The sequence below is a fragment of the Vreelandella azerica genome, assembly GCF_013112225.1.
Classification (GTDB): domain Bacteria; phylum Pseudomonadota; class Gammaproteobacteria; order Pseudomonadales; family Halomonadaceae; genus Vreelandella; species Vreelandella azerica.
The window spans coordinates 45,966-71,211 of the sequence record NZ_JABFHI010000003.1 but is presented as its reverse complement, the minus strand read 5'-3'; the positions used below and the strand labels follow the sequence as shown (position 1 = coordinate 71,211).

Here is a 25,246-nt window from a genome sequence, read left to right as displayed (position 1 = left end):
CTCGTAGAGCTACAGGGAACTCCTCATAAAGCCTCCCAAACAACAGGCCGACTAATAAATTGAACTGCTCCACCCGCAATCAACTCCTTTGCTCGTTTGCCTCTTAAAACCGTCGCCGTATTTAGCCTTTGTTAGAGCAGGTCCTGGAATCAACCTCCGAGACTAATAAAAGCGCCTCCGCCATGTATTGCATTACCTGAGAACACACTTATTCTCGAGAAACAGTATTACTTTTTTCGCTTCATCAGACTCTATGGCTGGCGCATTCCACTGATAACCGAAAATCGGGCAGCTAAGGCCAGTGATATTTTTATAGATTATTTAAAACTTCAAAACTCACTCTTTGTGTACACACTTAACGAGTCTGTAGAAAAACTCCCGCCCCTTTGTCCGACCGCGTTCCTACGTAAAATCTAGGAGTGCTTTCAATCATAAGTGCTCCAGATTTTAAAAATAGACCCTATTTTTAGCTTATTTATTGTCCAATTTCGACTCAAAATAGGCCTTAGACCTTTTCCTACAGCCTCAACGCTTACAGCACCGACACCCTTGCCGAAGCGACGAAGGAGCGTAGACAAGGGTGTCCGAGTGACTGTGATTGTTATAGATACTCATCTTAGGCGGTAAGCTCATCTATTTTAGATACCACCTCACTCGCCCTACGATCTATGAACGTTTTATAATCATCTTTTTGATAAATCGTTTTATTTATTGGCAATACATTGCTTGATAGTACGTCAGTAAAGGTATCTTGCGGGACTAATGTCTCAAAATATGTCGATGGCGCTTTTCTTGAAATCGCCTTATTAGAATCAGACGAAAGGAAACAAAAATTTAAGACACAAAAAATATCATCATGATGCACACTTTTAGATTTTAAGTATGCCTGCGGAAAGACGTGATGATATTCTTTTCTGTTGTAGCTTGCGAGCGACGTTCCTAAATCTACCCTTTGATTTTTTACAAGGTCAACAGGATGGTATTGCGCCATCAGAAGAAGAAACGCCCTAGTCAAAGGATTTGCTTTCGAAAACTTTGTGTTTATTAGAGTATTTTCTGTAACGGTGTACTCATAAGACGAAAAGACGTTCGACTCACCGTCTGCTATTTCCTTAATCCTCTCAATATCAGAGTCCATTTTTGCATTTGACTGACCAGAAGTATATCTATTAGAAAACGATGTTTTCCAGAAATACTGTTTAACTTGTGATATTTGCTGTGCAGTCGGCCTTTTAATAGAGTCAAAAAAGCAGGTTAAGGGTATCAGTTGCTGCATATGGTAAAAAGTCCAAATGAAGACACTTCAAGTCAGTTGCCAGAAAATCAATGGCTTTCTTTATTGCATCAACAATTCTATCCCAGTTGTCGCGTACATCTTCCCCTTTAAGGTTAAGAATATTTTTACTTATAGTTGTTTCCTGAATAACTCCGGATATTATCTGCAATATTACTTTGTGCTTAATCCCGCCAAAGCCCTTATCTTCCAACTCTCCCAACAAACTGTTGCTGGCCTCGAGAAGGTGAAAGTCATCGGTCCATGTCCAAGCGGTCATCAAATCCAAGGGGCCAAGCTTTGTCCCTGTATTATTGATTCTTTCGAAAATTAGACCGACATCCTCTCTATTTCGATTTTCAATCGTGACGACGGGGACTTCATAATTTAGGAATTGGGAGGCGAGCGATTGAGCCCTTTGATGATATTTTGAATCCAAGCTACCCAAAGCAGGTATCAGAGTTTGTACGTCAAGCAGAGACCGCAATGGTATAGCCGCGTCTGCATTCTTAACTTCATTGTTTGGAACAAAAGAAGAAGAGATAAAATCGTAGCTAATTTCAAAAATATCAGGATTGGGATTATATCCTGTATCATCAGGCTCCTGAACAGTTTGTTGGCTGAAAACGCCATAAATACTAGCCATGCGCTGTTGACCATCCAACGCATAGTTTACGGGGTAGTTTTCTCCTCTCTCTGGAATCTTATATCCTGCGATGTTTCTCGTGGACTTCAACTTTTCTTCCGTATTCCACAACAAAACACTACCTATTGGAAATTCAGCGACAACACTTTCCAACAACTCAATTACCTGGCTTTGATTCCAAACATAACCACGTTGAAAAGCTGGAATTTTGATGTCGCCCTCATCGATCCGCCTAATAAGACGGTCAATTTTTTGTGCTGTTGGCGTTAACTCTGCAGTTCTCATAGCTTTTCTATGGTGCTCCATTGGTTAAGTGCCTATGCAATAATTATAGGGTATAAAGATGTAACTCAACGAGGAGATACATCATGTCCAAGCCGTTACGCTTCATCTCTTTGACACCAGACCAACAGCGCATTGTAAATAACGCTTATCAGTACGGTGAAAAGCGAGCCTTACGCCGTCGCGCTCATGCCATCTTATTGAGCCATAAAGGGCACACGATCAATCAAATTCGTGACATTCTCGGGGTCAAGCGCGATACGGTATCGACATGGCTATCCCAGTGGGAAGCAGACGGTATTGACGGTCTGCAAGACAAACCCCGCGACGGGCGGCCAAACCTTCTCAATGATGGCGAGATAGCGTTATTGCAGCAGCTTGTTGAAGATCATCCTCATCAGTTGCCGGTGCTGCATGCCAAGTTTCAAGAAAAAACCGGGAAAGTGGTCAGTCGAGATACCCTACGTCGTGCTCTAAAAAAACGGTAACAGTTGTAAACGTGTTCGCTACTCGCTGAAGGCACGGCGTGACGAGACAGATTTCCGCAATACGCAAGGCCTGATCAACGCTGAAAGAATGGGAAGACAGCGGCACCTGTGATCTTTACTTCTTTGATGAAACTGGATTTTCGCAGTCTTCATCACTGCCTTATGCATGGAGCCCAATAGGGCAACCCTGGGAAGTCACTGCTTACTCTCATAGCAAGAGATTGAATGTATTAGGTTTTTATCCAGAAAAGGGATGTTCTTTCATCATATGACAATGGACACGGTGAATAGTGAAACGGTTATAGAGGCGTTTGACCAATTTGCAGCACAGAAAGATCCTGATGCCTTCGCTGTTGTTGTGCTAGACAATGCCAAAATGCATCACTCCAAGGCATTTCGACGGAAAATCATTGATTGGATGACCCACCGTATTCACCTGATTTATCTGTCGCCATACTCGCCTGAGTTGAATCTGATCGAAATTCTTTGGCGTGAAATCAAATATCGCTGGTTACCACTGACGGCCTATAGCTCTTTCGATAGGCTCTGTCAGGCGGTGAAAGGCGTCTGTAACGGTTATGGCGTAGATAACACGATAACTTTTGCATAACTACTTACGTTGTATTTATAACGCCTTGCTCACCGGTAAATTATGAGCACAGCGAGTAATTTATCCGAGTGCAGCAATTTGTTATGCCTTGACTGCCCGGTGCAGCCTTTTTAGCTCTGAGATTACGCTAGGCATACTTATCGGGGAAATGAAGTTACCACCGTGAGCAATTGAATTACGCTCTTTATAATAATCAACAACTAAATTGTAGTCGCTTCCACCTTTTTCTAACAACAGAGCTAGGCGCTTCTTGAACGGCATTTCACCTCTTGATGCACTTGGCAGAATATCCCATACAGCTCGTTGCTTCCATGATGTTATAAAGGTCTGCTTCCTTGTTATTAGTTGAGAGCTTTCATCCCTTATTCTATCTTCAAATCGAGAGAACATAAAAAGAAAATATGCCTGATCATTAAGTTCTCGCTTCCTTTTATACTTCTCTTCTTTTTTTTCTCCAACCTCTACTGGTAGCTTCGAACTCAATTGATGCAAATTTGTTATCAATATCATTGTATTGCGCTTCCAGTTCGTCAAAAATACCCATGACTAAATCAGCCCTAGCACAAATTCTCTATCGAAAGGTATGCTTTTCTTCCTGTTTTTAGGTGTGTAAACACGCCAATCCGATGGTTTATCTTTACCTTCTAGGTCAACCAATATATAAGAACCTTCTTTAGTTAAAATATCGATCCGTCCATTGGCACCGATTACCCATAATCCGATCGGCTTAAAAGATGCAACGAGAACACCTTTCCGCTTAACCTCTAGAACAGGCAAAGAAACAGGAGAGACACCAAACTTCTGCATCAACTCCTCATTCATCTGTAGTGTTTTATTTTCAACAAATTCAATTTCCGAGTTGCCAGACAACGAATTCTTTACAAGCGAAAAGACGCTTTCTATACGTTGCTCCCAATCTTCCACTCTATTTTTGATATGTTGTTTGTTTATTTCACTCATTTATAGAACTCATGTTTCATTTTAAAGGCATAACAGTGATTGGACTGCGCATCCTGATATTGGATGAACACCGTTGCGCTTTTAACAGTATTATCCGACGCGCCACATTTCTTCCAACCCATTGATTTTAGATGCGCATAAGCATATACCTGCCACATATCCAGAATTCGCGCGCGAGCAAGTTTTGCCCAAATCAATAACGCTGGGTAGTTCACCACGCTGTAGGGAGCTGGATCGTCGTTATTGGCATGTGCCGAGTTGATAGGGACACAGACTGATAGTGTCGCTAGCTGGGCGATTGGGCTGCCAACGTATTGATAAGCCAACCTGGATATACCGGGCTGGCGGAGTGATGTTTGGGTGGTTGTCGCGTCTTGCGTCATTAGGTGCTCTTCCTTGGCGTCTTTGAAGTCACATTATCAGCTAATGCAGCATGTTTCTATAGGTTACAATTGGTAATTTGTGATACTGGGGATAATACTTTTGTCGCTATCGTCAAAGGCGCTGTGCTGAGCTTGCTGTCTGCTAACCCCGCTCGCCTGCGGCGAGTTGGTGGCTTGCTTCGCGAAGCCGCCCTACGTTTGTGGCCCACCTCCGTCATTCCCGCATGCTTTTAGCGGGAATCCATTGTGGCTTTTGGGTTGGGTGGCTTCGGCGGAAAAGGTCAAGGTGGATTCCCGATTACCCCATTCGGGAATGACGGTGAGGGGGGCAGTTCAGGAATGACGGTGTTAGGGGAGTTCAAAGCTGACGGAGACGTGCGAGGGGCAAGCCGTTAGCGTCAACGTATGCGTTCGAGCTTGCCAGGGCACTCGCATCCAGCAGCATGAGGACGTTTTGCATCTATCAAGGCGTCCATTTCCGCCATGACTTCATCATGGGGAATACCCGGACGGGAATCAGCTAAGCTGGCTTGGACGCGTTCACGGAACCAGCGTTTGTAGCTATCTGCTTGCTCCTGAGTTTCAAACTCACTCACAATCGGATCTAAGGGGTGCTCATGGGTAGCTCCTCTGTGGTTAGCAAAAGTATAACGCACTCCAACGGCACTTGCGTAAGTCGGTTTTTACGTCGGAGTCAACACACACGATAAGAACCGTGATCGTCAATTTGCTGCGTACGCATTATAGAGAGGCCTGGCTTGGGTATTGCTATTCACCATTTCGATGGGCGCAATATCGTTGTCCGCCGCCTGCTAACCCCGTTCGTCTGCGGCGAGTTGCTGGCTTGCTGCGCGAAGCCACCCTACGTTTGTGGCCCACCCCCTCGTCATTCCCGCATGCTTTTAACGGGAATCCATTGTGACCTTAGGATTGGGTGGCTTCGGCTGAAAAGGTCAAGGTGGATTCCCGATTACCCCATTCGGGAATGACGGTGATGAGATGGTTTCAAGAATGGCAGTGTTGAGGTGCTTTCGGGAATGCCGGTGTTGGGGTGTTTGCGTAGGTGCGTTGGTCAACGGCTACTGGTTACGCTGCATCAAAATCCAGAGGGTGAATTTCATCAAGATTGACAGTATTTCGAGCTAACCAAAGGTCGTACATATCCTGCATCGCCAACCAGCTCTCAGGAGTACGCCCGAGAACCTTGGATAGCCGCAGAGACATTTCCGGGCTGACACCACTATCCCCTTTTAGAAGACGAGACAGCGTAGAGGGCGAAACCTTCAGGTTAGACGCAAGCTGACGGGAACTGATGTCAAAAGGCTTCAGGTAAACTTCCCGAATGAATTCCCCAGGATGCGGCGGTTTGTGCATAGTCATTAGTGATAATCCTCATAGTCAAGAACGTAGGCGTTGCCATCCTTAAACCCGAACGTCATACGCCAATTTCCATTAACCCGAATCGACCATCGCCCTCTGTCTTTACCTTTCAATGGATGAAGCCGAAAACCGGGAATGTTCATGTCTTCCACTGAAGTGGCGGTATCCAAAGCAGCCAACTGCATACGCAGTTTCTCGGCGTGATCCGGCTGGATGCCAGATGTGCTGCCGGTCGAGTAGAAACGTTTCAGCCCTTTGTGACGAAATGATTTGATCATTAGGAGATAGTAGCATATTGCGCACCGCGCAACAAAATAGCTGAATGCCGAGGTACAGGGTCAAGTTGCTGGCTTGCTGCGCGAAGCTACCCTACGTTTGTGGCCCACCGCCCTGTCATTCCCGCATGCTTTTAGCGGGAATCCATTGTGGCTTTAGGGTTGGGTGGCTTAGGTAGAAAAGGTCAAGGTGGATTCCAGATTACCCCATTCGGGAATGACGGTGCTGGGGCTCGAAAATATCCGCTACGTGTACCATCTCTATTCCAACTCTGCTTGATATAACGCCTGGCTCTACGGCAAGCCAGCATGGAGACCGTTTTTTGTCCAGAGCGTTGAACAGTTCGACATAAGCTGCTTGCTAACTGTTCACTGCCACTCGATTTTCAGATCCTTGTGTGATTGAGCGCAATCACGCAGGTATAGGTTTATAAGGCTTTGATACGGAAGTCCCTTTTCCTCAGCAAGATCCTTAAAGTAGGCAACGGTGTCTTCATCCAGCCGGATCGTAACTTGCTTCTTGAGCTTCTTGGCATATGGATTCTTGACGGATTCGGAAAAGTCGTAGTGATCACGCATGTCTGTACCCTTCATAAGTATTTCGTTCTCGCGTAGAGCCCCGAAGTGGCCAGGCGCATCAACAGATCTCGCAAAGGGGCGGGATAAAGCACGCAGGCGTCATAGACGACCACGAAGCGCATCAGTAGCCCATGTCCAGATCCTGGGCCTGGTCGGCCAGCGCCTGCAGTGCGGCCTCGGATGCTTCCTCCTGCTGGCGCTTGTAGGCCAGCAAGTCCGGCAGGCGAATGCGGCGGTGCGTGCCCACTCGGGTGAAGGGAATCGCACCCTCCTCGATCAGCTTGACCAGATGGGGCCGCGAGACATTGAGCATGTTGGCGGCTTCCTGGGTCGTTATCTCGGCATGAGTCGGCAGAAGAGTCACGGCATTGCCCTGAGCCATTTCGGTCAGTAGGTCACGCAGCAGCACCAGCGCCTGACGAGGCAGCACTAGATCCGCCCCATCCAGCTTGATATGCGCCCGGTCGCTTTCGGGTCGCCCACGGAGCAGTTGGCTGAGTTCGGTGGCGCTGGCCCTGGCCAGACGGGTGAGTTCCACGTCGTGGGGCAAGGTATCCGGGGTGGCTGTGTTCATGGCATGACCTCCTGGCAGAACTTGCTATTGCTGGCTGCTTTTCGTGTTTCATTGTTACCATCAGGCTATTCGAAATAAACAAAAATCGCAATATCCGAAACGAGCTGCCAGCCCATAAGTTACATTTGGTGATTAGGGATGCTGTGCGTTATTCACCTTCACGCTATCGTCAAAGGCGTTGAGCTGGGCTTGCTGCCCGGTAACCCCGCTCGCCTGCGGCGAGTGGGTGGCTTGCTTCGCGAAGCCACCCTACGTTTGTGGCCCACCACCCCGTCATTCCCGCATGCTTTTAGCGGGAATCCATTGTGGCTTTAGGGTTGGGTGGCTTCGGCTGAAAAGGTCAAGGTGGATTCCCGATTACCCCATTCGGGAATGACGGTGCTGGGGGAGGTTCGGGAATGACGGTGCTGGGGTGTTTGCGGGAGTGACAGTACTGGGGGCGTTCGGGAATGATGGTAGGGGATGCTCGCGCAGAAAGGCGATCATCCCCGCTACCATCAGGCCGTGTGGTTTACAGCCCGCCGACGCAGACGTATTTCAGCTCGGTGAATTCTTCCAGGCCGTGGTGGGAGCCTTCGCGGCCGAGGCCGGATTCCTTCACACCGCCAAAGGGCGCCAGTTCGGTGGAGATAATGCCTTCGTTGACCCCAACCATGCCGTATTCCAGGGCTTCCATGGTGTGCCAGATGCGCCGGTAATCGCTGGCGTAGAAATAGGCGGCCAGGCCAAAGGGCGTGTCGTTGGCCATGGCGATGGCGTCTTCATCCTTGGTGAAGCGGAAAACCGGCGCCAGCGGGCCAAAGGTTTCTTCCGTGGCGACCCGCATATCCGGGGTAACATCCGCCAGCACCGTGGGGGCGAAGAAGCGCTCGCCTGCCGCATGGGGCTTGCCGCCGCAGATCAGGCGGGCGCCTTGGCTTACGGCGTCATCCACATGGCGCTGCACCTTATCAATCGCCGCCTGGTTGATCAGCGGGCCAATGGTGGTGCCGTCTTCCAGGCCATTACCTACCTGCAGCGCTTCCACCCGTTCTGCCAGCTTGGCAACAAAACGGTCGTAGATGCCGTCCTGAACCAGGAAGCGGTTGGTGCAGACACAGGTTTGCCCGGCGTTGCGGTATTTTGATGCCAGGGCACCGCTGACCGCCGCATCAATATCGGCATCATCAAAGACAATAAAGGGCGCATTGCCGCCGAGTTCCATGGCGGTTTTCTTGACGGTGCTCGCGCACTGGGCCATCAGGTGCTTGCCTACTGGGGTGGAGCCGGTGAAGGACACCTTGCGTACCCGCGCATCGCTGGTCAGCACATCCCCCACGGCCGCCGGTGTTTTGGCGGTCACTACATTGATGGTACCCGCGGGCAGGCCTGCTTCCAGCGCCAGGTAGGCTGCGGCCAGGGCCGTCAGCGGCGTGGCTTCGGCGGGCTTGATCACTACCGTGCATCCCGCTGCCAAGGCGGGGGCGCATTTTCGGGTGATCATCGCCAGCGGGAAGTTCCACGGGGTGATGGCGGCGACCACACCGACCGGCTCGCGCAGCACCAGCAGGCGCTTGTCGGCGGCGTGGGTGGGCAGGGTTTCACCGGCCATGCGCTTGGCTTCTTCGGCAAAAAACTCGATAAAGGAGGCGCCGTAGGCCACCTCGCCGCGTGATTCCACTAGCGGCTTGCCCTGTTCCAGGGTCATCAGGCGGGCCAGGTCGTCGGCATGCTCCATGATCAGCGTGAACCAGCGGTGCAGCAGCGCATGGCGCTGTTTGGCAGGCGTCTTGCGCCAGGCGCTGCCCGCTTCATACGCCGCCGCGACCGCATCGCGGGCATCGTCTGCGCCCATATCCGCTACCTGGGCGATGATCTCACCGGTAGCCGGGTTGTCGACGTCAAAGGTGGTGCCGGTGTGGCGCCATTCGCTACCGACCAGGCCGGGCACATCGGCTTTCAGCCACTGATCAATAAAGCCCATGAATATCTCCTGTTATCTGTTTATTTTTAATAACTTGTGTAATGGCAGCCATCAGTGCGGGCCAGGAATGCGACCCTGATGGACAGCCTTGTGTGGCATAGACGCTAGCACCTTCGGCGGCAAAGGCGAATGCACCACTTTGCCGTTCAACCAGACCACTTTAGGGATTTGGCGACAAGCAGATTACAATGACTGCCGAGCGGTGCATTCCACACTGTGAAACGAAGGCGCACGCATATGGCTCCCACGCCTGAACAGGCCAGCATTCAGCGGCTCACCGAGCATTACCGCCAGCAGTCGCCGCACCTGAGCAAGCAGGTGCGCATAGAGCAGACGCTGCGCCACGCGGCAACCCAGCTATGGCCAGCGGGAACGCGCCTGCCGCCCCACCGCCAGCTTGCCGAGGCTTTCGGGGTTGCCCGGCACACCCTGGCAAGGGCGATGGCCAGCCTGATCAACGACGGCTTGCTGGCCACCGCCCATGGGCGCGGCACCTGGACCCGCCAGCCCGCTGAGCCCGCTCAGCTGCCGCCGATCAATACCCAGCTTTCCCGGCGCGCCAAGCGGGTGCTGGCAGGGCCAGGGGCGAGCCTCGTCCAGACCGGCTCCTTTATGCCCGGGGTGCCGGATATCGCCCAGTTCCCGATGCGTAAATGGCGCGAGCTGTACGCCAGCGTGACGGTGCCCCAGAACACCCTGTTGCTGACCTACTCCACCGGCGGCTATGGGCCGCTGAAGCGGGCGATTCGCGATTTTCTGCTGCGCTGGCGCCAGCTTGACTGCGATACTGACCAGATCATCATCACCGACGGCGCCCATAACGGCTTGCAGCTGTGCGCCATGGCGCTGACCGATCCGGGCGACCGAGTGGCGATTGAATCCCCCAGCTACTGGGGCGCGCGCAAGATTTTCAGCGCCTTTGACCTGGCGCTGGACATGCTGCCCTGGTGGCCGGGCCAGGGCCACAGCCTGCCGGAACACCCCCTGCCCACCCAGCTTGCCTACCTGATGGGCGGGCACCATTACCCGCTCAGCGTGCCCACCCAACTGGAAGAAAAGCGCCAGCTGTGCCAGGCATTAAACCCGGCGTATGTGATTGAGGATGACTACGAGTTCGGCGAGGAAACCCACAACAACCTGCTGTACACCGCGCGCTCGGAGCGGCATATCCTGGTGGGGTCTTTTTCCAAGATCATGTTTCCCGGGCTGCGCCTGGGGTATCTGGTGGTGCCCAAGCATCTCGCCCCTTCCATCAACCGCCTGCGCAGCGAGCTGTTCCGCGAAGGCCGCATGCTCGATCAGGCGGTACTGGCACGCTTTATGTTTGATGGCCATCTGGACCATTGGTGTCAGCGCATCCACCGGGAATACCTGGGCCGCCAGCAGGTGGTACACGATATTCTGGGCAGCCTGCCCCAGGTGAAGCATATCTCTCCCCCAGCCATGCCATCAGCCTGTGCGTGGAGTTCGAGGATGGCGTTAATGATGTTGCCCTGGTAGATGCGCTGATGAAGGAACAGCTGGTCATGCGCCCGCTGAGCATTGCCTGTACGCCTGCTGATCAACGTTCCGGGTTGATCATGGGGGTGGGCATGCTCTCGGGAGAAACCCTGCTGCATGAAGTGAAACGCTTAAAGACTGCACTTTTAAAATTACTTAAAAATATATAAATATTATATTAAAGAATAATAGGTAGTTAACCTTGATTCACTTATCACCCCCATAAGACCTTTTATCCAGGTTTTTATGCCGCACCTTGCCAGCGTTTGAATAACGTTATGCACCACTTATTTATCGGCTTTGCTTACCTTGACAAAGATACGCCAACTGCCTGTTTTAACGATAAATAAACTACTTTAGGGAATGACTAAACCTAACTGGCAGGCTAACTTACTGTTTAGCAAGCTAACTTCTATAGTGTTGACATTAGACGATTTTATAGAAATTCTTATGGAATGATCACTTTCTGTGTGATTAACTCAGTTGGCAGCTTGATGGCTTGGCTAACTAGCCGTCTTCTAACTATAACGTCCAACTGCATCATCAAAGAGGTCCTATGAAACTCTCAACATTCGTCAAAAGTGCTCTGGCAACCTCCATCGCCGCCTCCGTCGTGGCTAGTCAGTTCGCCTATTCCGATACCGTGCGCCTGCGCATGCACACCTTCTATGGCACTGAAGTGGATCAGATGGCCGAAGACCTGCAGGAGCGCGTTGAAGAAGCCAGCGATGGCTCCATCCGCATTCAGTTCTTCTATGGTGGTGAGCTGGTGGATAGCGACCAGTTCGTTGATTCTGTTGCTCGCGGCACCATTGACCTGGCCCATGGGGTAGGCAGCTACTGGCCCGGTACGGTTGAAATCGGCACTATTGAAGGCGGCCTGCCAGGTGCCTGGGTTAATGTTGAAGAAGCCCGCGATATCTTCGCTAATCAGGGCCTCGAAGAGCTGGTGTCTGAAGCCTATGCCGAACAGGGTGTTGAGGTAATCGGCCGCGGCTTTGGCAGTGATTATGGCCTCTTGACCCGCGAGCCGGTCGAGAGTCTGGAAGACCTCAAGGACATGCGCATTCGCGCTACCAGCTCCATTGCCACCGTGCTGGACAAGTTTGATATCCCGACCACCTTCCTACCCGGTGAGGAACTCTACGTTGGCCTTTCAACCGGCGTCATTGATGGCGCTGTCTACGGTGGCCCGGTCGAATACGAACAGCTCAAGCTGCAGGAAGTTGCTGAGCACTACACCGACATCAACCTGCTCAACCCGGGCTGGACTGAAATCGCCTTCGTTAACCCGCGCAAGTGGGAAAGCATGAGCGAAGAGCAGCAGCAGATTCTGACCGAAGCGATTGATCAGTACCTGCTGGATGTACATAACTGGCTGGAAGAAGGTAATCAGAAGATCATCGACGAAGGGACGCTGTTCCAGTTTGCCACCCTGCCGGAAGAAGATTCCCGCCGCCTGGCCGAAGCCGCCCTGCCGATCTGGGAAGAGGAAGCCGAGCGCTCAGAGCGTAATGCCAAAGCGATTGAAATCCTGATCAACAACGCCAAAGAGCAAGGACGGCTGAGTGAGTAAGGTCACCCGCTATCTACGTTTTCAGGATGGCCTTTCCGACTGGGTCGGAAGGGTCATCTCATGGCTGACGTTAGGTATCATCGGGGTCCTGCTGTATGAGGTCGCCGCCCGTTACATATTCAATGCCCCCACGGTGTGGGGGTACGAGCTGGCCACCATGTTCTTCGGTGCGCTCAGTGTACTGGCGGGAAGCTACACCTTGCGTCATCAAAGCCATGTTCGCAGCGACGTCATCTATCGCCTGCTGCCACCCCGCGGGCAGGCGTTCTGTGATGTCATCGTGTTTGCCCTGGGGATAGTGGTACTGGCAGTGGTATTCGACATGGCCGTGGATTTTGCCTATCGCGCCTGGGAAATCGGCGAATACTCCAACCGCAGCAGTTGGCGTCCGCCCCTGTGGCCGATCAAGGCGACCATCCCGCTAGCCGTGGGTCTGTTGATCCTGCAGTGCCTGGCTGAATTTGTGCGTGCCGTGCTCAAGCTGTTTAAGGTGCCCTTCGAAGATCCGCGCAAGGATCCGGAAGAAAGCACCTGACACTGTCACGCCACCCTCAACCATCATCTTCCGGCATGCTGGCTTAAGCGTGTCGCGTAAAGGGTTTTCTTATGGCTAGCCTAGATCCCCTCGTAATCACCGGCATCATGTTCTTTTCCATGATTGTGCTGATGGCCATGGGCGCGCCACTGGCGTGGGCCCTGATGATTTCAGGCATGAGCAGTGCCTATATGATGTTTGGCCCTGGCGGCCTGGATCTGCTGCTCTCCTCGGCCTACAGCGCCATGGATAACTTCCTGCTGGTGTCGCTCCCTCTGTTCATCTTCATGGGCCTGGTGCTTGAACGCTCGGGCATCACCGATGATCTGTTTGAAATGATCCACCGCCTGATGGGCAGCATCCCCGGCGGGCTGGGTGTGGGTACCGTACTGATCTGTGCGCTGATTGCGGCCATGGCCGGGGTATCCGGTGCGGCTACCGTCAGCCTCGGCATCATAGCGTTACCTGCCATGCTCAAGCGGGGTTACCACAAGCGGTTGGTAACGGGCACCATCATGGCAGGTGGCGCTCTGGGCTTTCTGATTCCGCCCAGCGTGCTGATGATTGTCTATGCCTTTCTGGCCCGTGAATCCGTCGGCAAGCTGTTTGCTGCGGGCCTGATGCCTGGCCTGATGCTGGCCGGTATCTATATGATCTACATTCTGATTCGCTGCCGCCTGAACCCGGCGTTAGGGCCAGCGGCCCCGAAAGAGGAAGGTTTTACCACTCAGGAAAAGCTTGCCTCGCTGCGGCATATCATTGCCCCTGGCCTGCTGGTGGTTACCGTGCTGGGTTGTATTATCGGCGGGGTCACTTCACCGTCTGAAGCCTCAGCCGTGGGCGCTGGTGGTGCCCTGCTGATTGCCGCCCTGCGCGGCAGGCTTAACTGGAACCTGCTGCGCTATGTGATGCTCAGCACCACCAAGATCACCGGTATGCTGCTGTGGATTGCCATTGCAGCGGTCTTCTTCAGCCGCATCTATATGGGCCTGGGGGCCGGTATGGTGATTGAGGATATGATTCAGGCTTTCTCGCTCTCACCCTATGTGGTGATCATCTTCATGCTGGTCAGCTTTTTCGCCCTCGGCATGTTTCTGGATGACTTTGCGATCCTGTTCATTACCGTACCGCTGTATATTCCCATCGTCCGTGACCTTGGCTTTGATACCACCTGGTTTGCCGTGCTGTTCATTATCAGCATGCAGTCGGCCTACCTCACGCCACCCTTCGGGTATAACCTCTTCTATATGCGCTCGGTGGCGCCCAAGTCGATCACCATTGTGGATATCTACCGCTCAGCATTGCCCTATGTGGCGCTGCAGATTTTTGGGCTGGCGTTGATTGTCATCTTCCCGGAAATCGCCCTGTGGCTGCCCGGCCTGCTGTTCTGAAGCAGAGCATTGTTTGGTCAGGTATCAAAAAAGCCCCTCATTGAGGGGCTTTTTGTTGCCTGTTCGGCCGGTATTTTTGCTACTACCTATTGGGCCCATTCCTACATATTAGGATAGTTAGGCCCGCCGCCGCCTTCCGGGGCCACCCAGGTGATGTTCTGGGCCGGGTCCTTGATATCACAGGTTTTGCAGTGCACGCAGTTCTGGAAGTTGATCTGGAAACGCGGGTTGCCAGCGTCGTCTTCCACCACTTCGTACACCCCTGCCGGGCAGTAGCGCTGGGCGGGTTCGGCGTAGGTGGGCAGGTTATCGCGAATCGGCAGTTCCGGGTCGCTTAACTGCAGGTGGCAGGGTTGGTCTTCCTCGTGGTTGGTGTTGGACAGAAACACCGAGGTCGACTTGTCAAACGACAGCTTGCCGTCCGGCTTGGGATAGTCAATCTTCTCGAACTCCGCCGCTGGCTTCAGCGCACCGTGGTCGGTGGTGGTGTCGTGCAGGTTGGGCAGCTTGTTGCCCAGCAGCTGGTTGGCGAAGTTGTAGGCGCCACCGGCCACCGTGCCGTATTTGTGAATGGCTGGGCCAAAGCTGGCGCTGGCCTTGAGTTCTTCATAGGCCCAGCTAGCTTCCCATTTTTCGGTGAAGGTGGTCAGCTCCTGGCCGCCTTCATCGCCCGCCTGAAGGGCTTCAAAGACGCTTTCCGCCGCCACCAGGCCGGATTTCATCGCCGTGTGCAGGCCCTTGATCTTGGCAAAGTTCAGGGTGCCCGCATCGCAGCCAATCAGCAGGCCACCGGCAAAGGTCATTTTTGGCAGGCAGTTCAAGCCACCCTTGGTCAGCGCCCGAGCGCCGTAGGCCACCCGCTTGCCGCCTTGCAGATGCTGGCTGAGTACCGGGTGGTGCTTCATGCGCTGGAACTCGTCAAACGGCGAGAGCCAGGGGTTCTGGTAGGACAGATCCATGATCAGCCCGACCACCACCTGCTGGTTTTCCGCGTGGTAGAGGAACCAGCCGCCGTGGGTGTTTTTATCCAGCGGCCAGCCGGAGCCGTGCAGCACCAGCCCCGGCTCGTGCTGCTCGGCAGGCACGTCCCACAGCTCTTTCAGGCCGATGCCGTAATGCTGGGGGTCGCGGCCGGCATCAAGGGAAAACTCGTTGATCAGGCGCTTGCCCAGATGGCCGCGGGCACCTTCGGCAAAAAGCGTATATTTGGCGCGCAGTTCCATGCCCTGCATATGGCCGTCCTTGGGCTGGCCATCGGCGCCCACACCCATATCGCCGATCAGGATACCGCGCACGCTGCCATCTTCGATGATCACATCCTGGGCGGCAAAGCCGGGGAAGATTTCCACGCCCAGCTGCTCGGCCTGCTCGCCCAGCCAGCGGCACAGGTTACCGGCGCTGATCACGTAGCGGTTCATGTCCCCGCCAGTGTTATGCATGCTCTTGGGCACCAGGGCGTTGGGGATCTGCTGGCTTTTCTCAGCATCCTTGAGCAGGTAGACCTCATCGCGGATAGCGGGGTGGTCAAGGGCGCGCCGCGCTCCTCCCAGTCAGGGAACAGTTCAGCCAGGGCGCGTGGCTCGAACACCGCGCCGGAGAGAATATGCGCGCCGACTTCGGAGCCTTTTTCGACCACGCAGACGGTCAGCTCCTGCTCGGCGGCATTGGCCTGCTGCATCAGGCGGCAGGCGGCGGAAAGCCCGGACGGCCCAGCGCCGACAATCACGACGTCAAACTCCATCACATCGCGTTCGATCTCATCACTCTCTACGGCATTGTTATCCACAGTGTCTCTCCTGCTCGTCGCTTGTTTGTTTTAGCTCATCGCTATAGCCACTAAAATATATAAATTTTTAAAAATGTCTATAATAATGCCCATCCAGGCTTGAAGGGTAGTGAATGTCCAAGAATCATCACGAACGGGGGCAAGGTTTTAACAGCTTTTTGTCGGTGGCCAAGCCTGAGCGTTGACCTGGGCCTGATACCAGAGATTCAAGCCTGCGTCTTCCACAGCGTACTCTCCTCGCGTGGATTTCCATATATCCACTCAAGACGCGTCTCTCTGACTTTATGGACACATACGAAAAAGCCGCCCTTTCGGGCGGCTTTTTCTAAATCTGTGACGCTTTGATTTTTGGCCAGTTTTAGATGGTGCCGACACCAGGAGTCGAACCCGGGACCTACTGATTACAAGTCAGTTGCTCTACCAACTGAGCTATGTCGGCTTATCAAGCGCTTTTAAAAAATCACCGTAAGAATTACGATGATAAAAACAGGTTAGCAATGGCTGGGGTACCAGGATTCGAACCTGGGAATGCCGATACCAAAAACCGGTGCCTTACCACTTGGCGATACCCCAGCAGTGTGGTGGCCAGAGACGGAATCGAACCGCCGACACGGGGATTTTCAATCCCCTGCTCTACCAACTGAGCTATCTGGCCGCTGCCAACGGTGCGTATTAAACTAAAACTTCCGTGTTTCGTCAACACCTTTGTGAAACTTTCTGATTTCACCTAAAAATCGACGAGGTGGTATGCCGATATACGCACCTACTGATGACAAGTCAGATGGTGTGTCAGAGGGGCCAATGAGTAACCCGGAAGCCTCTATGCCTGGCTGGGTGGCACGTACCCTTCTGCCTGGTCAGTTTCCTGATTGTCGAAAAAGCGTTCCATCTGGGTCATCAGGTAAGCGCGTGAATCCGGGTCGAGCATGTTGAGGTGCTTTTCATTGATCAGACGCGTCTGTAGGGCCTGCCATTCATCCCAGGCTTTCTTGGATACCGTGGCCTGAATCTCCTGGCCCTGTTTACCCGGCAGAGGAGGAAATGGCAATGCTTCAAGCTCTTGGTGGTATTTGCGGCAGAAAACAGTGTTGCTCATGGTTACTCCTGAAGGTGTCTTTAAATGGCTTTTAGTGGTTGGACAGCCTACGCGTAGCCAGGTAGGTTCGCCAGTTGAAAGGGTTCTCTTTGCGCCTTTGTTTGCGCCAGCAGCTTTTTGACCGGCGCGGCCAGCCCCAGCGCCGGTGGGTCGGTAAGGTCATACCAGAGCCCATTTTCGCGCACACCGTTGAGCGTCTGGCACGCGACTGACTGGGGGTGATCTCCAGGCGAAAGTGGCTGAAGGTATGCACAAAAGCAGGCTGTGCCGCCTGCGGCTGGGCTTCCTTGACGTGGGTTGCCAGCCAGTCGTCCAGGGCGTCTTGGCTATCAAATTGAGGTAGGCTCCATAGCCCACCCCATAAGCCGCTAGGGGGCCGTTGCTCCAACCAGATGCGACCTTGGGCATCTTCCAGAATCAGCATCAGGGTTTGGCGAGTGGGCAGCGCCTTTTTGGGTTTGGACTGCGGGTAGCCTTGCACATTGCCTTCCGCCAACGCCAGGCAAACATCATTGAAGGGGCACTGCGAACAGGCGGGCTGGCTGCGCTTACACAGGGTCGCGCCAAAATCCATCATCGCCTGAGTGTAATCCGCCACACGCTCTTCCGGGGTGTAAACCTCGGCCAGTGCCCACAGCTTGCGTTCCACCGCAGGCTTTCCAGGCCAGCCACTTACGGCATGCAGCCGGGTCAGCGAGCGTTTGACATTGCCGTCAAGGATCACCGCCCGCTTGCCAGTGCTCTGGGCAATAATGGCTCCGGCCGTCGAACGGCCAATCCCCGGCAACGCCATCAGCGCCTCCAGGCTGTCTACCGGCAGTTGGGCGTTGTGGTCAGCCGCTACCTGCTGCGCTGCCTTGTGCAGGTTGCGCGCCCGAGCGTAATAGCCAAGCCCTGTCCATAAGTGCAGCACATCGTCCTGAGGGGCTTCTGCCAGCGACTGAAGCGTCGGGAAACGCGCCATAAAGCGTTCGAAGTAATCAATCACAGTAGCAACCTGGGTTTGCTGGAGCATTATCTCCGACACCCAGACCCGATACGCCGTGCGCGGCGACTGCCAGGGCAGGTCATGGCGCCCAAACTGGTCGAACCAGGTCAACATACGGCGCTGAAACTCGTCAGGCGCAAGTCTTGGTGTCAGTATATCTGTCAACTCGGTTTCGCCCTGCGCCATTGATTATCTCCGTACCTGTCAGCCAGACGGGTTCATTCAAACAGTTTACGCAAGCCATCACGCAGCTTCTGGGTCGTGCCTTCCCCCAGGTTTTCATCGAGCTGCTCTAAAGAACCTTCCAGCTGCTCGTCGAGCTGCTGCTGTACCTTTTCACCTAGCTGATTTTCCAGCTCATCGCGGAGCAAGTCCGTCAGATTCTGTTTGAAAGTCTCACGGTCAAAGCGGCACCATTCGCTGCGCTCATCGCTCACCTGGCCTTCACACATCACCGGTAATGCCAGAGATTCAAGGCGAGGGTTCACTTTACAGGCGGCATCAGCGGTATTCACCAAGCGAACGTTAGCACGGGTATCAAAACGCTGGGAACCCAGGTCGAACTGCCCTTCACCACTCAGATCAATGCCTGGCAGAGTAACCAGCAAGTCATCGCTGGACACTACGCCATTATTAATCACCAGGCGGGCGTCTGCTCGTTCAAAGCGCGTATCCTCCGCCCAGTCGCGGCTGGTTTCCTCCCCTCAAGAGCGGCCACCAGGGTGCAGATTTCACGCGATACATTGACATCCAGAATCGCGCCATTGGCCAGTGAAGTAGCCAGCTCGCCATTCAGGTTGCGAACCAGTTCGGTGTAGGCATTGCCACGGCTGGTGAGGTTACCATCCACTTCCAACTGGCCGCGCAGAGGCGCGCTTTCATTACCCAATGCTTCCAGCAGTGCCGCCACATCCACCTGTTCCACCTGTGGCGTCAATGACCAGGCCATCGTAGGCTCGCGGCTGTCCAGCTCGCCGTTGGCACTCAGCTGCCCGCCATAGAAGCCTGCCTCCAGGTCTTGGAGCTGGTGAAGACCGTCTTCACCTACCAGGCGCATCTTTGGTTCTTCAAAGGTGAGGCCCATCCATTCAAAGCGCTCTAGCTGCAAGGCGCCATCGATATTCAGGGTACTGAGCCATGCCTGGGGCAGTAGCGCTGGCTCTTCTTGTGCGTACGCCCGACGAAGCAGACCGTCGCTTGCAGGCCGGGCAGCGACAGAGGCCGGTAGATAGCGGTCAAAGTCAAGCGTATCGCCCTGCAGATCAAACCCCAGCCGGGTACCGTCAAAGGCAGCGGAAAGCTCCCCGGTGAAAGTGGTGTCGTCAACTACCAGCGACAGACTGGTCAACGCCAACTGCGACAGATCACCTTCCAGAGGGCTGGTCAAAGCGACGTCACGCAGTGCGCTTTCAAACTCGGTATCCACCTCAGTTCCAGTGCGCTCTAACCAGGCTCGCAGGTTGAAGGGTGAGGCCGTCACCTGCCCCTGATACCGGGGGCTTTCCAGCAGTTGCTCAACGTTGAGATGGCCACGCATCCGCAGGCCATCCGGGCCGTTTAGCTCCCATTTCTTAAAAGTCGCCGTTTGCTCGGCCCAGTTACTGGTGAGGCCAAAGTTCAGCGTCATGCTAAGCCCAGCCTCCCAATGGTCGGCATTGCGCAGCGTCGTTTCCAACACGCCTTGCTCAACGGCCAGACGTTTCTCTGCTAGCCAGGTTTCAATCAATGGCGTAGACAGGTTCAGCTGCTGGATTTCCCCTTCAGGCACGAAGCGGTTGCGGGTGGTGAGCTTGACGTTTTCTAGGCTGAATTGCTGTTCTGGCAATGCCAGCTTGATGCGCGTGTCCAGGTTCACTTCACTTTGCGCATTAGGCGTACGCTCCAATGCCTCGGCATCCAGGCTGTCGTGACGATCAACGGTAAACATGGCCTTCATGGGGAAAGACGAAACCGGATTGACGTTACTGCCGGAGACGTTCAGCTTGTGAACATGCCAGGATTGGCCCGCCTGGACATCGCGATAATGAATGTCGCCTTCTTTGACTTCAACGCTGGCAATATTGAGCACCACGGCGAGATTACCGGCATCCGCATGCGGCCCGGCACTGGCCGGCGCCAGCACGGTTTCGGCTTTTCCACTGCCTTCGGATAGACGCTCAAGCAGGGAATTCCAGTTGCCTTCACCTTCTTCATCACGCTCAAGTTTCAGACGCAAGCCGTTGATGGTCAGACCATCCACCGCAATATCACCGCGCAGCAAGGGGCCAAACGCCACACTGACTTCGGCGCTGGAAACCGCTGCAAAAGGGTCGTTATCTTCATCTTGTTCTGGCAGCCAGGCACGCGCCTTCTCGACCCGCATGCCAATGCGCGGATAGAACGACCAGGTTAATGGCCCCTCCAGCGCCAGGTTCAGGCCGGTCTGTTCTTCCACCACGGCGGTAAGCCGCGGTTTGAAATCTTCCGGGTCTAGAAACGTAGTGACATAAACCACAGCGGCCACGGCCACCACGGCCAGAATCCCTACCGCAGCAAGTAAGATACGAAGTAGCTGTTTCATTACCCTGTTCCCTTCTGGGTTTGATCAAGAGCGATCGTTATCGCTTCAGTGCTGAAAACTCATAGTGTTAAAAACCAACCCAAGCCGTTGTGACTATTGACGGGATGATGCCAGGGAAAGCTCGACATAATCGATGCCAGCGGGCACTCCAGACGCCTTGGCCGAGGCGTCCACCTGCCGATAACCCAGCTTGGAAACCAGCATGCGGTCAGCCATCGGCAATGTGGTTGTTTCAATGCGTAAAATGCTATTCTGGCGCATTGACCACTCAGCCAATAGCGCCATCAGTCGTGAGCCGACCCCACGCCGACGTGTTGTCTTGCGAACGCATAAATCGGAAAGCCACCAGGCACCGTCTGGCCCTTTTACCATGGTTACTGCTCCGAGCAGACGGTCATTAAAATGCGCGCAGCCAAAGCAATGTTGCGCGTTCAGGTGTTGATCAATAAAGGATTCAACCGTTTCAGCAGGTATCCTTTCCTGCGGTGCGTCATGATAGATGCGCACCAAGTCCAGTTGGGTCTGAGAATCGGCGTCCCATTTGGCTTGATCAACGATCTGTAGTGTCACCGGCATGCTGGAGTTCCTCTTGGCCTGGGCAATCTTGCTGCTTTTATTGTGGCAATCGTGAGCGCTGGTTATCACACGCATTGTAGCGGATGGGCAGGCCGATTCACTATAATAGTGGTTTTGCCTTTGGCTTTATCCGATTTATCCGCTGGTTGCCGCTTAGATCAAACGCTACAGGGAACGGCGGCTAGCACCTAACATGCGCTCAAGCGCAGGAGAAGTTATGTCAGCGCGTACTGCCACGGTCAGCCGTGACACCAAGGAAACCCAGATAAAGGTCACCATCAATCTGGATGGCGAAGGGCAACTGAACTGTGAAACCGGCATCCCGTTTCTAGACCATATGCTCGATCAGGTCGCCCGTCACGGTATGATCGACATGGCGATCAATGCCAAGGGCGACCTGCACATTGATGACCACCATACGATGGAAGATCTCGGCATTACCCTGGGCCAGGCCTTCCACGAGGCGATTGGCGACAAGCGTGGCATTTACCGTTACGGCCATGCCTATGTACCGCTGGATGAGGCCCTTTCACGGGTAGTGGTCGATTTCTCCGGTCGTCCCGGGCTTTATATGGATGCGGATTTCACCCGGGATACGATTGGCCGATTGGACACTCAGCTGTTCTCAGAGTTCTTCCAGGGGTTTGTCAATCACGCCCGCGTGACCCTGCACATCGATAATCTCAAAGGGTTTAACGCCCACCATCAGGCAGAAACCATTTTCAAGGCCTTTGGCCGCGCCCTGCGTATGGCCGTGTCCGAGGATCCGCGTATGGCGGGTCAGATGCCGTCCACCAAAGGGTGTTTATAAGGAGCGTTTTATGACAATTGCCGTCATCGATTACGGGATGGGTAACCTGCACTCCGTGGCCAAGGCGCTGGAGCACGTTACCCATGAAAACGTCGTGATCACTCGTGATCCTCGGCGTATTCTCGGCGCCACCCGCCTGGTATTACCAGGGCAAGGTGCCATCCGTGATTGTGTGGGTGAGCTTGAACGCACCGAGCTGCGCGGGCTGGTGGAAGATATCCTGACGCGCCAGGCCAAGCCGCTACTGGGTATCTGCGTTGGCCAGCAGATGCTGCTGGAGCACAGCGAAGAGAACGGCGGCATTGGTTGCCTGGGCGTTTTCAAAGGCAACGTGCGATGCTTTCCTGCCGATATGCGCGATGACCATGATCAGCGCCTGAAAGTACCCCATATGGGCTGGAACCTGGTTGAGCAACATCATGAGCACCCGCTGTGGGCAGGTATCGACAATCAGGAGCACTTCTATTTCGTCCACAGCTTCTATGTAGACGCCAGCAACGACACCGAGGTGTTCGGCACCACTCAATACGGCAGGGCAACGGCTCATGTGGCGATTGGCCGTGAGTCGACCTTTGCGGTGCAGTTCCACCCGGAAAAAGCTCTCGTGCAGGCCTGCGCCTGCTGGAAAATTTTGTTACCTGGACACCCTGAACGCCTCCTGACGGCGCTGACAAGGACACTATCATGTTAGTTATTCCCGCTATCGACCTGAAAGATGGCCAGTGTGTACGCCTCAAGCAAGGCCGCATGGACGACGCCACCTCCTACGGTGATGATCCGGTTGCCATGGCCGCCCGCTGGGTAAAAGCCGGCGCCCGTCGTCTGCACTTGGTCGACCTTAACGGTGCCTTTGAAGGCAAGCCGGTCAATGGTGAGGCAGTGACGGCCATCGCCCGGGCCTACCCGGACCTGCCCATCCAGATTGGCGGTGGCATCCGCAGTGCAGAGACCATCGAACACTACCTGGCCGCTGGGGTTTCCTACGTCATTATTGGCACCAAAGCCGTCAAGGAGCCCGATTTTGTGGGTGAGATGTGCCGCGCCTTCCCCGGCCATGTGATTGTTGGCCTGGATGCCAAGGATGGCTATGTCGCCACTGACGGCTGGGCTGAAGTCTCCACCCTGAAAGCCACCGAGCTTGCCAAGCGCTTTGCCGATGACGGCGTCTCATCGATTGTCTACACCGATATCGCCCGGGACGGCATGATGCAAGGGGTTAATGTCGAAGCCACCGCCGCCCTTGCCCGAGAAGGCGGCCTGCCGGTGATTGCCTCAGGCGGCGTTACCAACCTGGATGACATCAAGGCACTCTGCGAAGTGGCTGACAGCGGCATTCTGGGGGCCATTACCGGCCGCGCCATCTATGAGGGCAGCCTGGACGTCACCGAAGCCCAGCAATTGAGCGATCAGCTGACAGGAGGCCGGGCATGAGTCTTGCCAAGCGTATTATCCCTTGCCTGGACGTCGATGGCGGGCGCGTGGTCAAGGGCGTCAATTTCATTGGCATCCGCGATGCTGGTGACCCAGTGGAAATTGCCCAGCGCTACAACCAGCAGGGTGCCGATGAAATTACTTTTCTGGATATCACCGCCAGCCACGAAGACCGCGATACCACGGTCGAGATGGTCGAGCGAATTGCTGGCGAGGTGTTTATTCCGCTGACCGTTGGCGGCGGCATTCGTAGCTGCGACGACATTCGCACCATGCTCAATGCCGGGGCCGACAAGGTATCCATCAACACCGCCGCCGTGACCAACCCGGAATTTGTGCGTGAAGCGGCGGAACGCTTTGGCAGCCAGTGCATTGTGGTCGCGATTGATGCTAAACAGGTCTCCAAGGAAGGCGAAACGCCGCGCTGGGAGATCTTCACCCATGGCGGGCGCCGCCCTACCGGCCTGGATGCGGTCGAATGGGCCAAAAAGATGGTGGAGTACGGCGCAGGCGAGCTGCTGCTGACCAGCATGGATCGCGATGGCACCAAGAGCGGCTTTGACCTGGGCGTGACCCATGCGATTGCCGAAGCGGTCAGCGTACCGGTGATTGCCTCAGGTGGTGTGGGCAATCTGGATCACCTGGTCGATGGCGTTATCAAGGGCGGCGCGGATGCGGTACTGGCCGCCAGCATCTTCCACTTTGGCGAATACACCATTCCTGAAGCCAAGCGCTATATGGCAGAACGCGGCATTGAAATGCGTCTGTGAAGACAATGTTGTGTGAAAACAGTGTTGTGTGAAGATTGAAGGTCGGGGCGTCACTCTTCCAGTGACAGCCCCAGATTGCTGATACCTTCGTTGCGCCCAAGCTGGCGCAGGGCCTTTAGCGCGGCGGCATCCAGCGGCTGTGAGGCCGCATCAAGCACCGCATCCTGGAAGTTGTTTTCATCTTCCGTCAGGGGATGGTCGCGAATCAGCAGCGCCAGTTTCTGGGCGTCTTCCTCACCTTCAGTCAGCTCGATAAAGGCGCGCACGCCCGCCCGCGAGGTGCGGCTGACATCCAGCACGGCTTCCGGCGCTTCCCCCTGCAGGGTATCCAGAATCGAGGACACCGAGACCACTGTATCCAGCGCCCGGCGGGCACCAAAGCTTTCATCGCCTTCTGGCGGCTCACACTCAGCGAGTTTTTCCGCCTGACGAGCAAAGTCAATCGAGGCACCGCGTACGCTCAATTGCTCCCAGACCAGGTTAAGCACCGTGCGCAAGGTGTGTAGATCGCCCTGCCCAGTGGTTTGTGCATACAGCGCATAGTTCGGCATCAGCCGTTCGCACAGTGCAGCCATAAAGGCCTGCTGTGCAAATAAGGGCAGCTGCTGGAGTTGCTGGTAAAAACCGGGGGATTTGGAAGCCATGAATCAATCCTGAGAAAACGAGCTTGAGGAAACGAACCTGATAAAAAGCGCCTGACTTTAACGTATCGGGTGCCCAAAAAGGCATTTATTCCAACAGGTTTTTTATGCGACGCTGCCACTATCCGGGTTGGTGACGCACCCGCGATGCGCTATTGTCTCACCCCTGCCG

General features: G+C 54.3%; 25 protein-coding genes, 3 tRNA genes and 4 pseudogenes. 11 read left to right on the top strand and 21 right to left on the bottom strand.

Annotation, left to right across the window (positions count from 1 at the left end; genetic code table 11):
* Positions 1-616: 616 nt before the first annotated feature.
* Both HLB35_RS08300 and HLB35_RS08295 read right to left on the bottom strand, forming a co-directional pair.
* Entirely contained in the window at positions 617-1,276 is a 660-nt protein-coding gene (locus HLB35_RS08300; protein ID WP_171702241.1) for a hypothetical protein, read from the bottom strand.
* On the bottom strand, positions 1,242-2,204 hold the full coding sequence (locus HLB35_RS08295) for a DUF262 domain-containing protein (protein ID WP_171702240.1): 963 nt from the start codon (positions 2,202-2,204) through the stop codon (positions 1,242-1,244). Before HLB35_RS08295 ends, HLB35_RS08300 begins: the two co-directional genes overlap by 35 nt.
* Positions 2,205-2,287: 83 nt before the next feature.
* Between HLB35_RS08295 and HLB35_RS18860 the strand changes: the two genes are divergently transcribed.
* Together HLB35_RS18860 and HLB35_RS18855 are read left to right on the top strand one after the other, a co-directional pair.
* Positions 2,288-2,689, top strand: a complete 402-nt coding sequence (locus tag HLB35_RS18860) for a helix-turn-helix domain-containing protein (RefSeq protein ID WP_328731156.1) — start codon at positions 2,288-2,290, stop codon at positions 2,687-2,689.
* An 80-nt stretch (positions 2,690-2,769) separates the two neighbouring features.
* A pseudogene (locus HLB35_RS18855) lies at positions 2,770-3,299 on the top strand (IS630 family transposase).
* A gap of 81 nt (positions 3,300-3,380) precedes the next feature.
* Here the strand turns inward: HLB35_RS18855 and HLB35_RS08285 are convergent.
* The 9 genes from HLB35_RS08285 to HLB35_RS08245 form a co-directional block, all read right to left on the bottom strand.
* Positions 3,381-3,833 carry a helix-turn-helix domain-containing protein gene (locus tag HLB35_RS08285; RefSeq protein WP_171702239.1) on the bottom strand — a complete coding sequence of 151 codons (453 nt, stop codon included), beginning with the start codon at positions 3,831-3,833 and terminating at the stop codon, positions 3,381-3,383.
* Between the two features lie 12 nt (positions 3,834-3,845).
* Entirely contained in the window at positions 3,846-4,259 is a 414-nt protein-coding gene (locus tag HLB35_RS08280) for a hypothetical protein (RefSeq protein ID WP_171702238.1), read from the bottom strand.
* A complete protein-coding gene (locus HLB35_RS08275; protein WP_171702237.1) occupies positions 4,256-4,642 on the bottom strand; it encodes a hypothetical protein in 387 nt (128 codons plus the stop codon). The genes HLB35_RS08280 and HLB35_RS08275 overlap by 4 nt, the downstream gene beginning before the upstream one ends.
* A 398-nt stretch (positions 4,643-5,040) precedes the next feature.
* On the bottom strand, positions 5,041-5,238 hold the full coding sequence (relB, locus tag HLB35_RS08270) for a type II toxin-antitoxin system RelB family antitoxin (protein WP_216601457.1): 198 nt from the start codon (positions 5,236-5,238) through the stop codon (positions 5,041-5,043).
* Between the two features lie 490 nt (positions 5,239-5,728).
* Complete coding sequence (locus HLB35_RS08265) at positions 5,729-6,022, bottom strand: HigA family addiction module antitoxin (RefSeq protein WP_171702235.1); 294 nt, start codon at positions 6,020-6,022, stop codon at positions 5,729-5,731.
* Complete coding sequence (locus HLB35_RS08260) at positions 6,022-6,300, bottom strand: type II toxin-antitoxin system RelE/ParE family toxin (protein ID WP_171702234.1); 279 nt, start codon at positions 6,298-6,300, stop codon at positions 6,022-6,024. Before HLB35_RS08260 ends, HLB35_RS08265 begins: the two co-directional genes overlap by 1 nt.
* 366 nt (positions 6,301-6,666) lie before the next feature.
* Positions 6,667-6,876, bottom strand: a complete 210-nt coding sequence (locus tag HLB35_RS08255) for a BrnA antitoxin family protein (RefSeq protein WP_235937084.1) — start codon at positions 6,874-6,876, stop codon at positions 6,667-6,669.
* Positions 6,877-6,997: 121 nt separating this feature from the next.
* Positions 6,998-7,450 carry a helix-turn-helix domain-containing protein gene (locus HLB35_RS08250; RefSeq protein ID WP_171702232.1) on the bottom strand — a complete coding sequence of 151 codons (453 nt, stop codon included), beginning with the start codon at positions 7,448-7,450 and terminating at the stop codon, positions 6,998-7,000.
* A 511-nt stretch (positions 7,451-7,961) separates the two neighbouring features.
* Entirely contained in the window at positions 7,962-9,413 is a 1,452-nt protein-coding gene (locus HLB35_RS08245) for an NAD-dependent succinate-semialdehyde dehydrogenase (protein WP_171702231.1), read from the bottom strand.
* A gap of 237 nt (positions 9,414-9,650) precedes the next feature.
* Between HLB35_RS08245 and HLB35_RS08240 the strand changes: the two genes are divergently transcribed.
* From HLB35_RS08240 to HLB35_RS08225, 5 genes are all read left to right on the top strand, one after another.
* A complete protein-coding gene (locus tag HLB35_RS08240; RefSeq protein ID WP_235937083.1) occupies positions 9,651-10,913 on the top strand; it encodes an aminotransferase-like domain-containing protein in 1,263 nt (420 codons plus the stop codon).
* Complete coding sequence (locus tag HLB35_RS17170; RefSeq protein WP_235937082.1) at positions 10,874-11,083, top strand: hypothetical protein; 210 nt, start codon at positions 10,874-10,876, stop codon at positions 11,081-11,083. Before HLB35_RS08240 ends, HLB35_RS17170 begins: the two co-directional genes overlap by 40 nt.
* Positions 11,084-11,469: 386 nt before the next feature.
* Positions 11,470-12,489, top strand: a complete 1,020-nt coding sequence (gene dctP / locus HLB35_RS08235; protein WP_171702230.1) for a TRAP transporter substrate-binding protein DctP — start codon at positions 11,470-11,472, stop codon at positions 12,487-12,489.
* Complete coding sequence (locus HLB35_RS08230) at positions 12,482-13,024, top strand: TRAP transporter small permease subunit (protein WP_171702229.1); 543 nt, start codon at positions 12,482-12,484, stop codon at positions 13,022-13,024. The genes dctP and HLB35_RS08230 overlap by 8 nt, the downstream gene beginning before the upstream one ends.
* Positions 13,025-13,095: 71 nt before the next feature.
* The gene (locus tag HLB35_RS08225; RefSeq protein ID WP_171702228.1) at positions 13,096-14,415 is read left to right on the top strand and encodes a TRAP transporter large permease; all 1,320 of its coding nucleotides are present in this window, start codon (positions 13,096-13,098) and stop codon (positions 14,413-14,415) included.
* Positions 14,416-14,516: 101 nt separating this feature from the next.
* On the opposite strand, the pseudogene HLB35_RS08220 reads toward HLB35_RS08225, so the two are convergent.
* The 9 genes and pseudogenes from HLB35_RS08220 to HLB35_RS08185 form a co-directional block, all read right to left on the bottom strand.
* Positions 14,517-16,156, bottom strand: a pseudogene (locus tag HLB35_RS08220) (electron transfer flavoprotein-ubiquinone oxidoreductase).
* Between the two features lie 408 nt (positions 16,157-16,564).
* A tRNA-Thr gene (locus HLB35_RS08215) sits at positions 16,565-16,640 on the bottom strand.
* Positions 16,641-16,699: 59 nt separating this feature from the next.
* Positions 16,700-16,774 (bottom strand) — tRNA-Gln (locus tag HLB35_RS08210).
* A 6-nt stretch (positions 16,775-16,780) separates the two neighbouring features.
* A tRNA-Phe gene (locus tag HLB35_RS08205) sits at positions 16,781-16,856 on the bottom strand.
* Positions 16,857-17,021: 165 nt separating this feature from the next.
* Positions 17,022-17,297: an oxidative damage protection protein gene (locus tag HLB35_RS08200; protein ID WP_171702227.1), complete on the bottom strand. Its 276-nt coding sequence runs from the start codon at positions 17,295-17,297 to the stop codon at positions 17,022-17,024.
* A gap of 47 nt (positions 17,298-17,344) precedes the next feature.
* Positions 17,345-18,450: pseudogene (gene mutY, locus HLB35_RS08195) on the bottom strand (A/G-specific adenine glycosylase).
* 53 nt (positions 18,451-18,503) lie between these two features.
* A complete protein-coding gene (locus HLB35_RS18315; protein ID WP_328731373.1) occupies positions 18,504-18,926 on the bottom strand; it encodes a hypothetical protein in 423 nt (140 codons plus the stop codon).
* Positions 18,923-20,845: an AsmA family protein gene (locus HLB35_RS08190; protein WP_328731372.1), complete on the bottom strand. Its 1,923-nt coding sequence runs from the start codon at positions 20,843-20,845 to the stop codon at positions 18,923-18,925. Before HLB35_RS08190 ends, HLB35_RS18315 begins: the two co-directional genes overlap by 4 nt.
* 93 nt (positions 20,846-20,938) lie before the next feature.
* Entirely contained in the window at positions 20,939-21,421 is a 483-nt protein-coding gene (locus HLB35_RS08185) for an acetyl-CoA sensor PanZ family protein (protein ID WP_171702226.1), read from the bottom strand.
* Positions 21,422-21,638: 217 nt separating this feature from the next.
* Between HLB35_RS08185 and hisB the strand changes: the two genes are divergently transcribed.
* The 4 genes and pseudogenes from hisB (at position 21,639) to hisF (ending at position 24,433) form a co-directional block, all read left to right on the top strand.
* Positions 21,639-22,232, top strand: coding sequence for an imidazoleglycerol-phosphate dehydratase HisB (gene hisB / locus HLB35_RS08180; protein ID WP_171702225.1), 594 nt, complete (start codon positions 21,639-21,641; stop codon positions 22,230-22,232).
* A gap of 10 nt (positions 22,233-22,242) precedes the next feature.
* A pseudogene (gene hisH, locus HLB35_RS08175) lies at positions 22,243-22,883 on the top strand (imidazole glycerol phosphate synthase subunit HisH).
* Positions 22,884-22,916: 33 nt separating this feature from the next.
* Complete coding sequence (gene hisA / locus HLB35_RS08170) at positions 22,917-23,663, top strand: 1-(5-phosphoribosyl)-5-[(5-phosphoribosylamino)methylideneamino]imidazole-4-carboxamide isomerase (RefSeq protein ID WP_171702224.1); 747 nt, start codon at positions 22,917-22,919, stop codon at positions 23,661-23,663.
* Positions 23,660-24,433 (top strand): imidazole glycerol phosphate synthase subunit HisF, encoded by a 774-nt coding sequence (hisF, locus tag HLB35_RS08165; RefSeq protein ID WP_171702223.1) that lies wholly within the window; start codon positions 23,660-23,662, stop codon positions 24,431-24,433. The genes hisA and hisF overlap by 4 nt, the downstream gene beginning before the upstream one ends.
* A gap of 50 nt (positions 24,434-24,483) precedes the next feature.
* Here the strand turns inward: hisF and HLB35_RS08160 are convergent, their stop codons facing one another.
* Positions 24,484-25,077 (bottom strand): YjaG family protein, encoded by a 594-nt coding sequence (locus HLB35_RS08160; protein ID WP_171702222.1) that lies wholly within the window; start codon positions 25,075-25,077, stop codon positions 24,484-24,486.
* Positions 25,078-25,246 lie beyond the last annotated feature (169 nt).

Coding starts and splice junctions, on each gene's coding strand:
- HLB35_RS08300 (WP_171702241.1), bottom strand. CDS start 1,276: ATGCAGCAACTGATACCCTTAACCTGCTTTTTTGACTCTATTAAAAGG.
- HLB35_RS08295 (WP_171702240.1), bottom strand. CDS start 2,204: ATGAGAACTGCAGAGTTAACGCCAACAGCACAAAAAATTGACCGTCTT.
- HLB35_RS18860 (WP_328731156.1), top strand. CDS start 2,288: ATGTCCAAGCCGTTACGCTTCATCTCTTTGACACCAGACCAACAGCGC.
- HLB35_RS08280 (WP_171702238.1), bottom strand. CDS start 4,259: ATGAGTGAAATAAACAAACAACATATCAAAAATAGAGTGGAAGATTGG.
- HLB35_RS08275 (WP_171702237.1), bottom strand. CDS start 4,642: ATGACGCAAGACGCGACAACCACCCAAACATCACTCCGCCAGCCCGGT.
- HLB35_RS08265 (WP_171702235.1), bottom strand. CDS start 6,022: ATGACTATGCACAAACCGCCGCATCCTGGGGAATTCATTCGGGAAGTT.
- HLB35_RS08260 (WP_171702234.1), bottom strand. CDS start 6,300: ATGATCAAATCATTTCGTCACAAAGGGCTGAAACGTTTCTACTCGACC.
- HLB35_RS08255 (WP_235937084.1), bottom strand. CDS start 6,876: ATGCGTGATCACTACGACTTTTCCGAATCCGTCAAGAATCCATATGCC.
- HLB35_RS08250 (WP_171702232.1), bottom strand. CDS start 7,450: ATGAACACAGCCACCCCGGATACCTTGCCCCACGACGTGGAACTCACC.
- HLB35_RS08245 (WP_171702231.1), bottom strand. CDS start 9,413: ATGGGCTTTATTGATCAGTGGCTGAAAGCCGATGTGCCCGGCCTGGTC.
- HLB35_RS08240 (WP_235937083.1), top strand. CDS start 9,651: ATGGCTCCCACGCCTGAACAGGCCAGCATTCAGCGGCTCACCGAGCAT.
- dctP (WP_171702230.1), top strand. CDS start 11,470: ATGAAACTCTCAACATTCGTCAAAAGTGCTCTGGCAACCTCCATCGCC.
- HLB35_RS08225 (WP_171702228.1), top strand. CDS start 13,096: ATGGCTAGCCTAGATCCCCTCGTAATCACCGGCATCATGTTCTTTTCC.
- HLB35_RS08200 (WP_171702227.1), bottom strand. CDS start 17,297: ATGAGCAACACTGTTTTCTGCCGCAAATACCACCAAGAGCTTGAAGCA.
- HLB35_RS08190 (WP_328731372.1), bottom strand. CDS start 20,845: ATGAAACAGCTACTTCGTATCTTACTTGCTGCGGTAGGGATTCTGGCC.
- HLB35_RS08185 (WP_171702226.1), bottom strand. CDS start 21,421: ATGCCGGTGACACTACAGATCGTTGATCAAGCCAAATGGGACGCCGAT.
- hisB (WP_171702225.1), top strand. CDS start 21,639: ATGTCAGCGCGTACTGCCACGGTCAGCCGTGACACCAAGGAAACCCAG.
- hisA (WP_171702224.1), top strand. CDS start 22,917: ATGTTAGTTATTCCCGCTATCGACCTGAAAGATGGCCAGTGTGTACGC.
- hisF (WP_171702223.1), top strand. CDS start 23,660: ATGAGTCTTGCCAAGCGTATTATCCCTTGCCTGGACGTCGATGGCGGG.
- HLB35_RS08160 (WP_171702222.1), bottom strand. CDS start 25,077: ATGGCTTCCAAATCCCCCGGTTTTTACCAGCAACTCCAGCAGCTGCCC.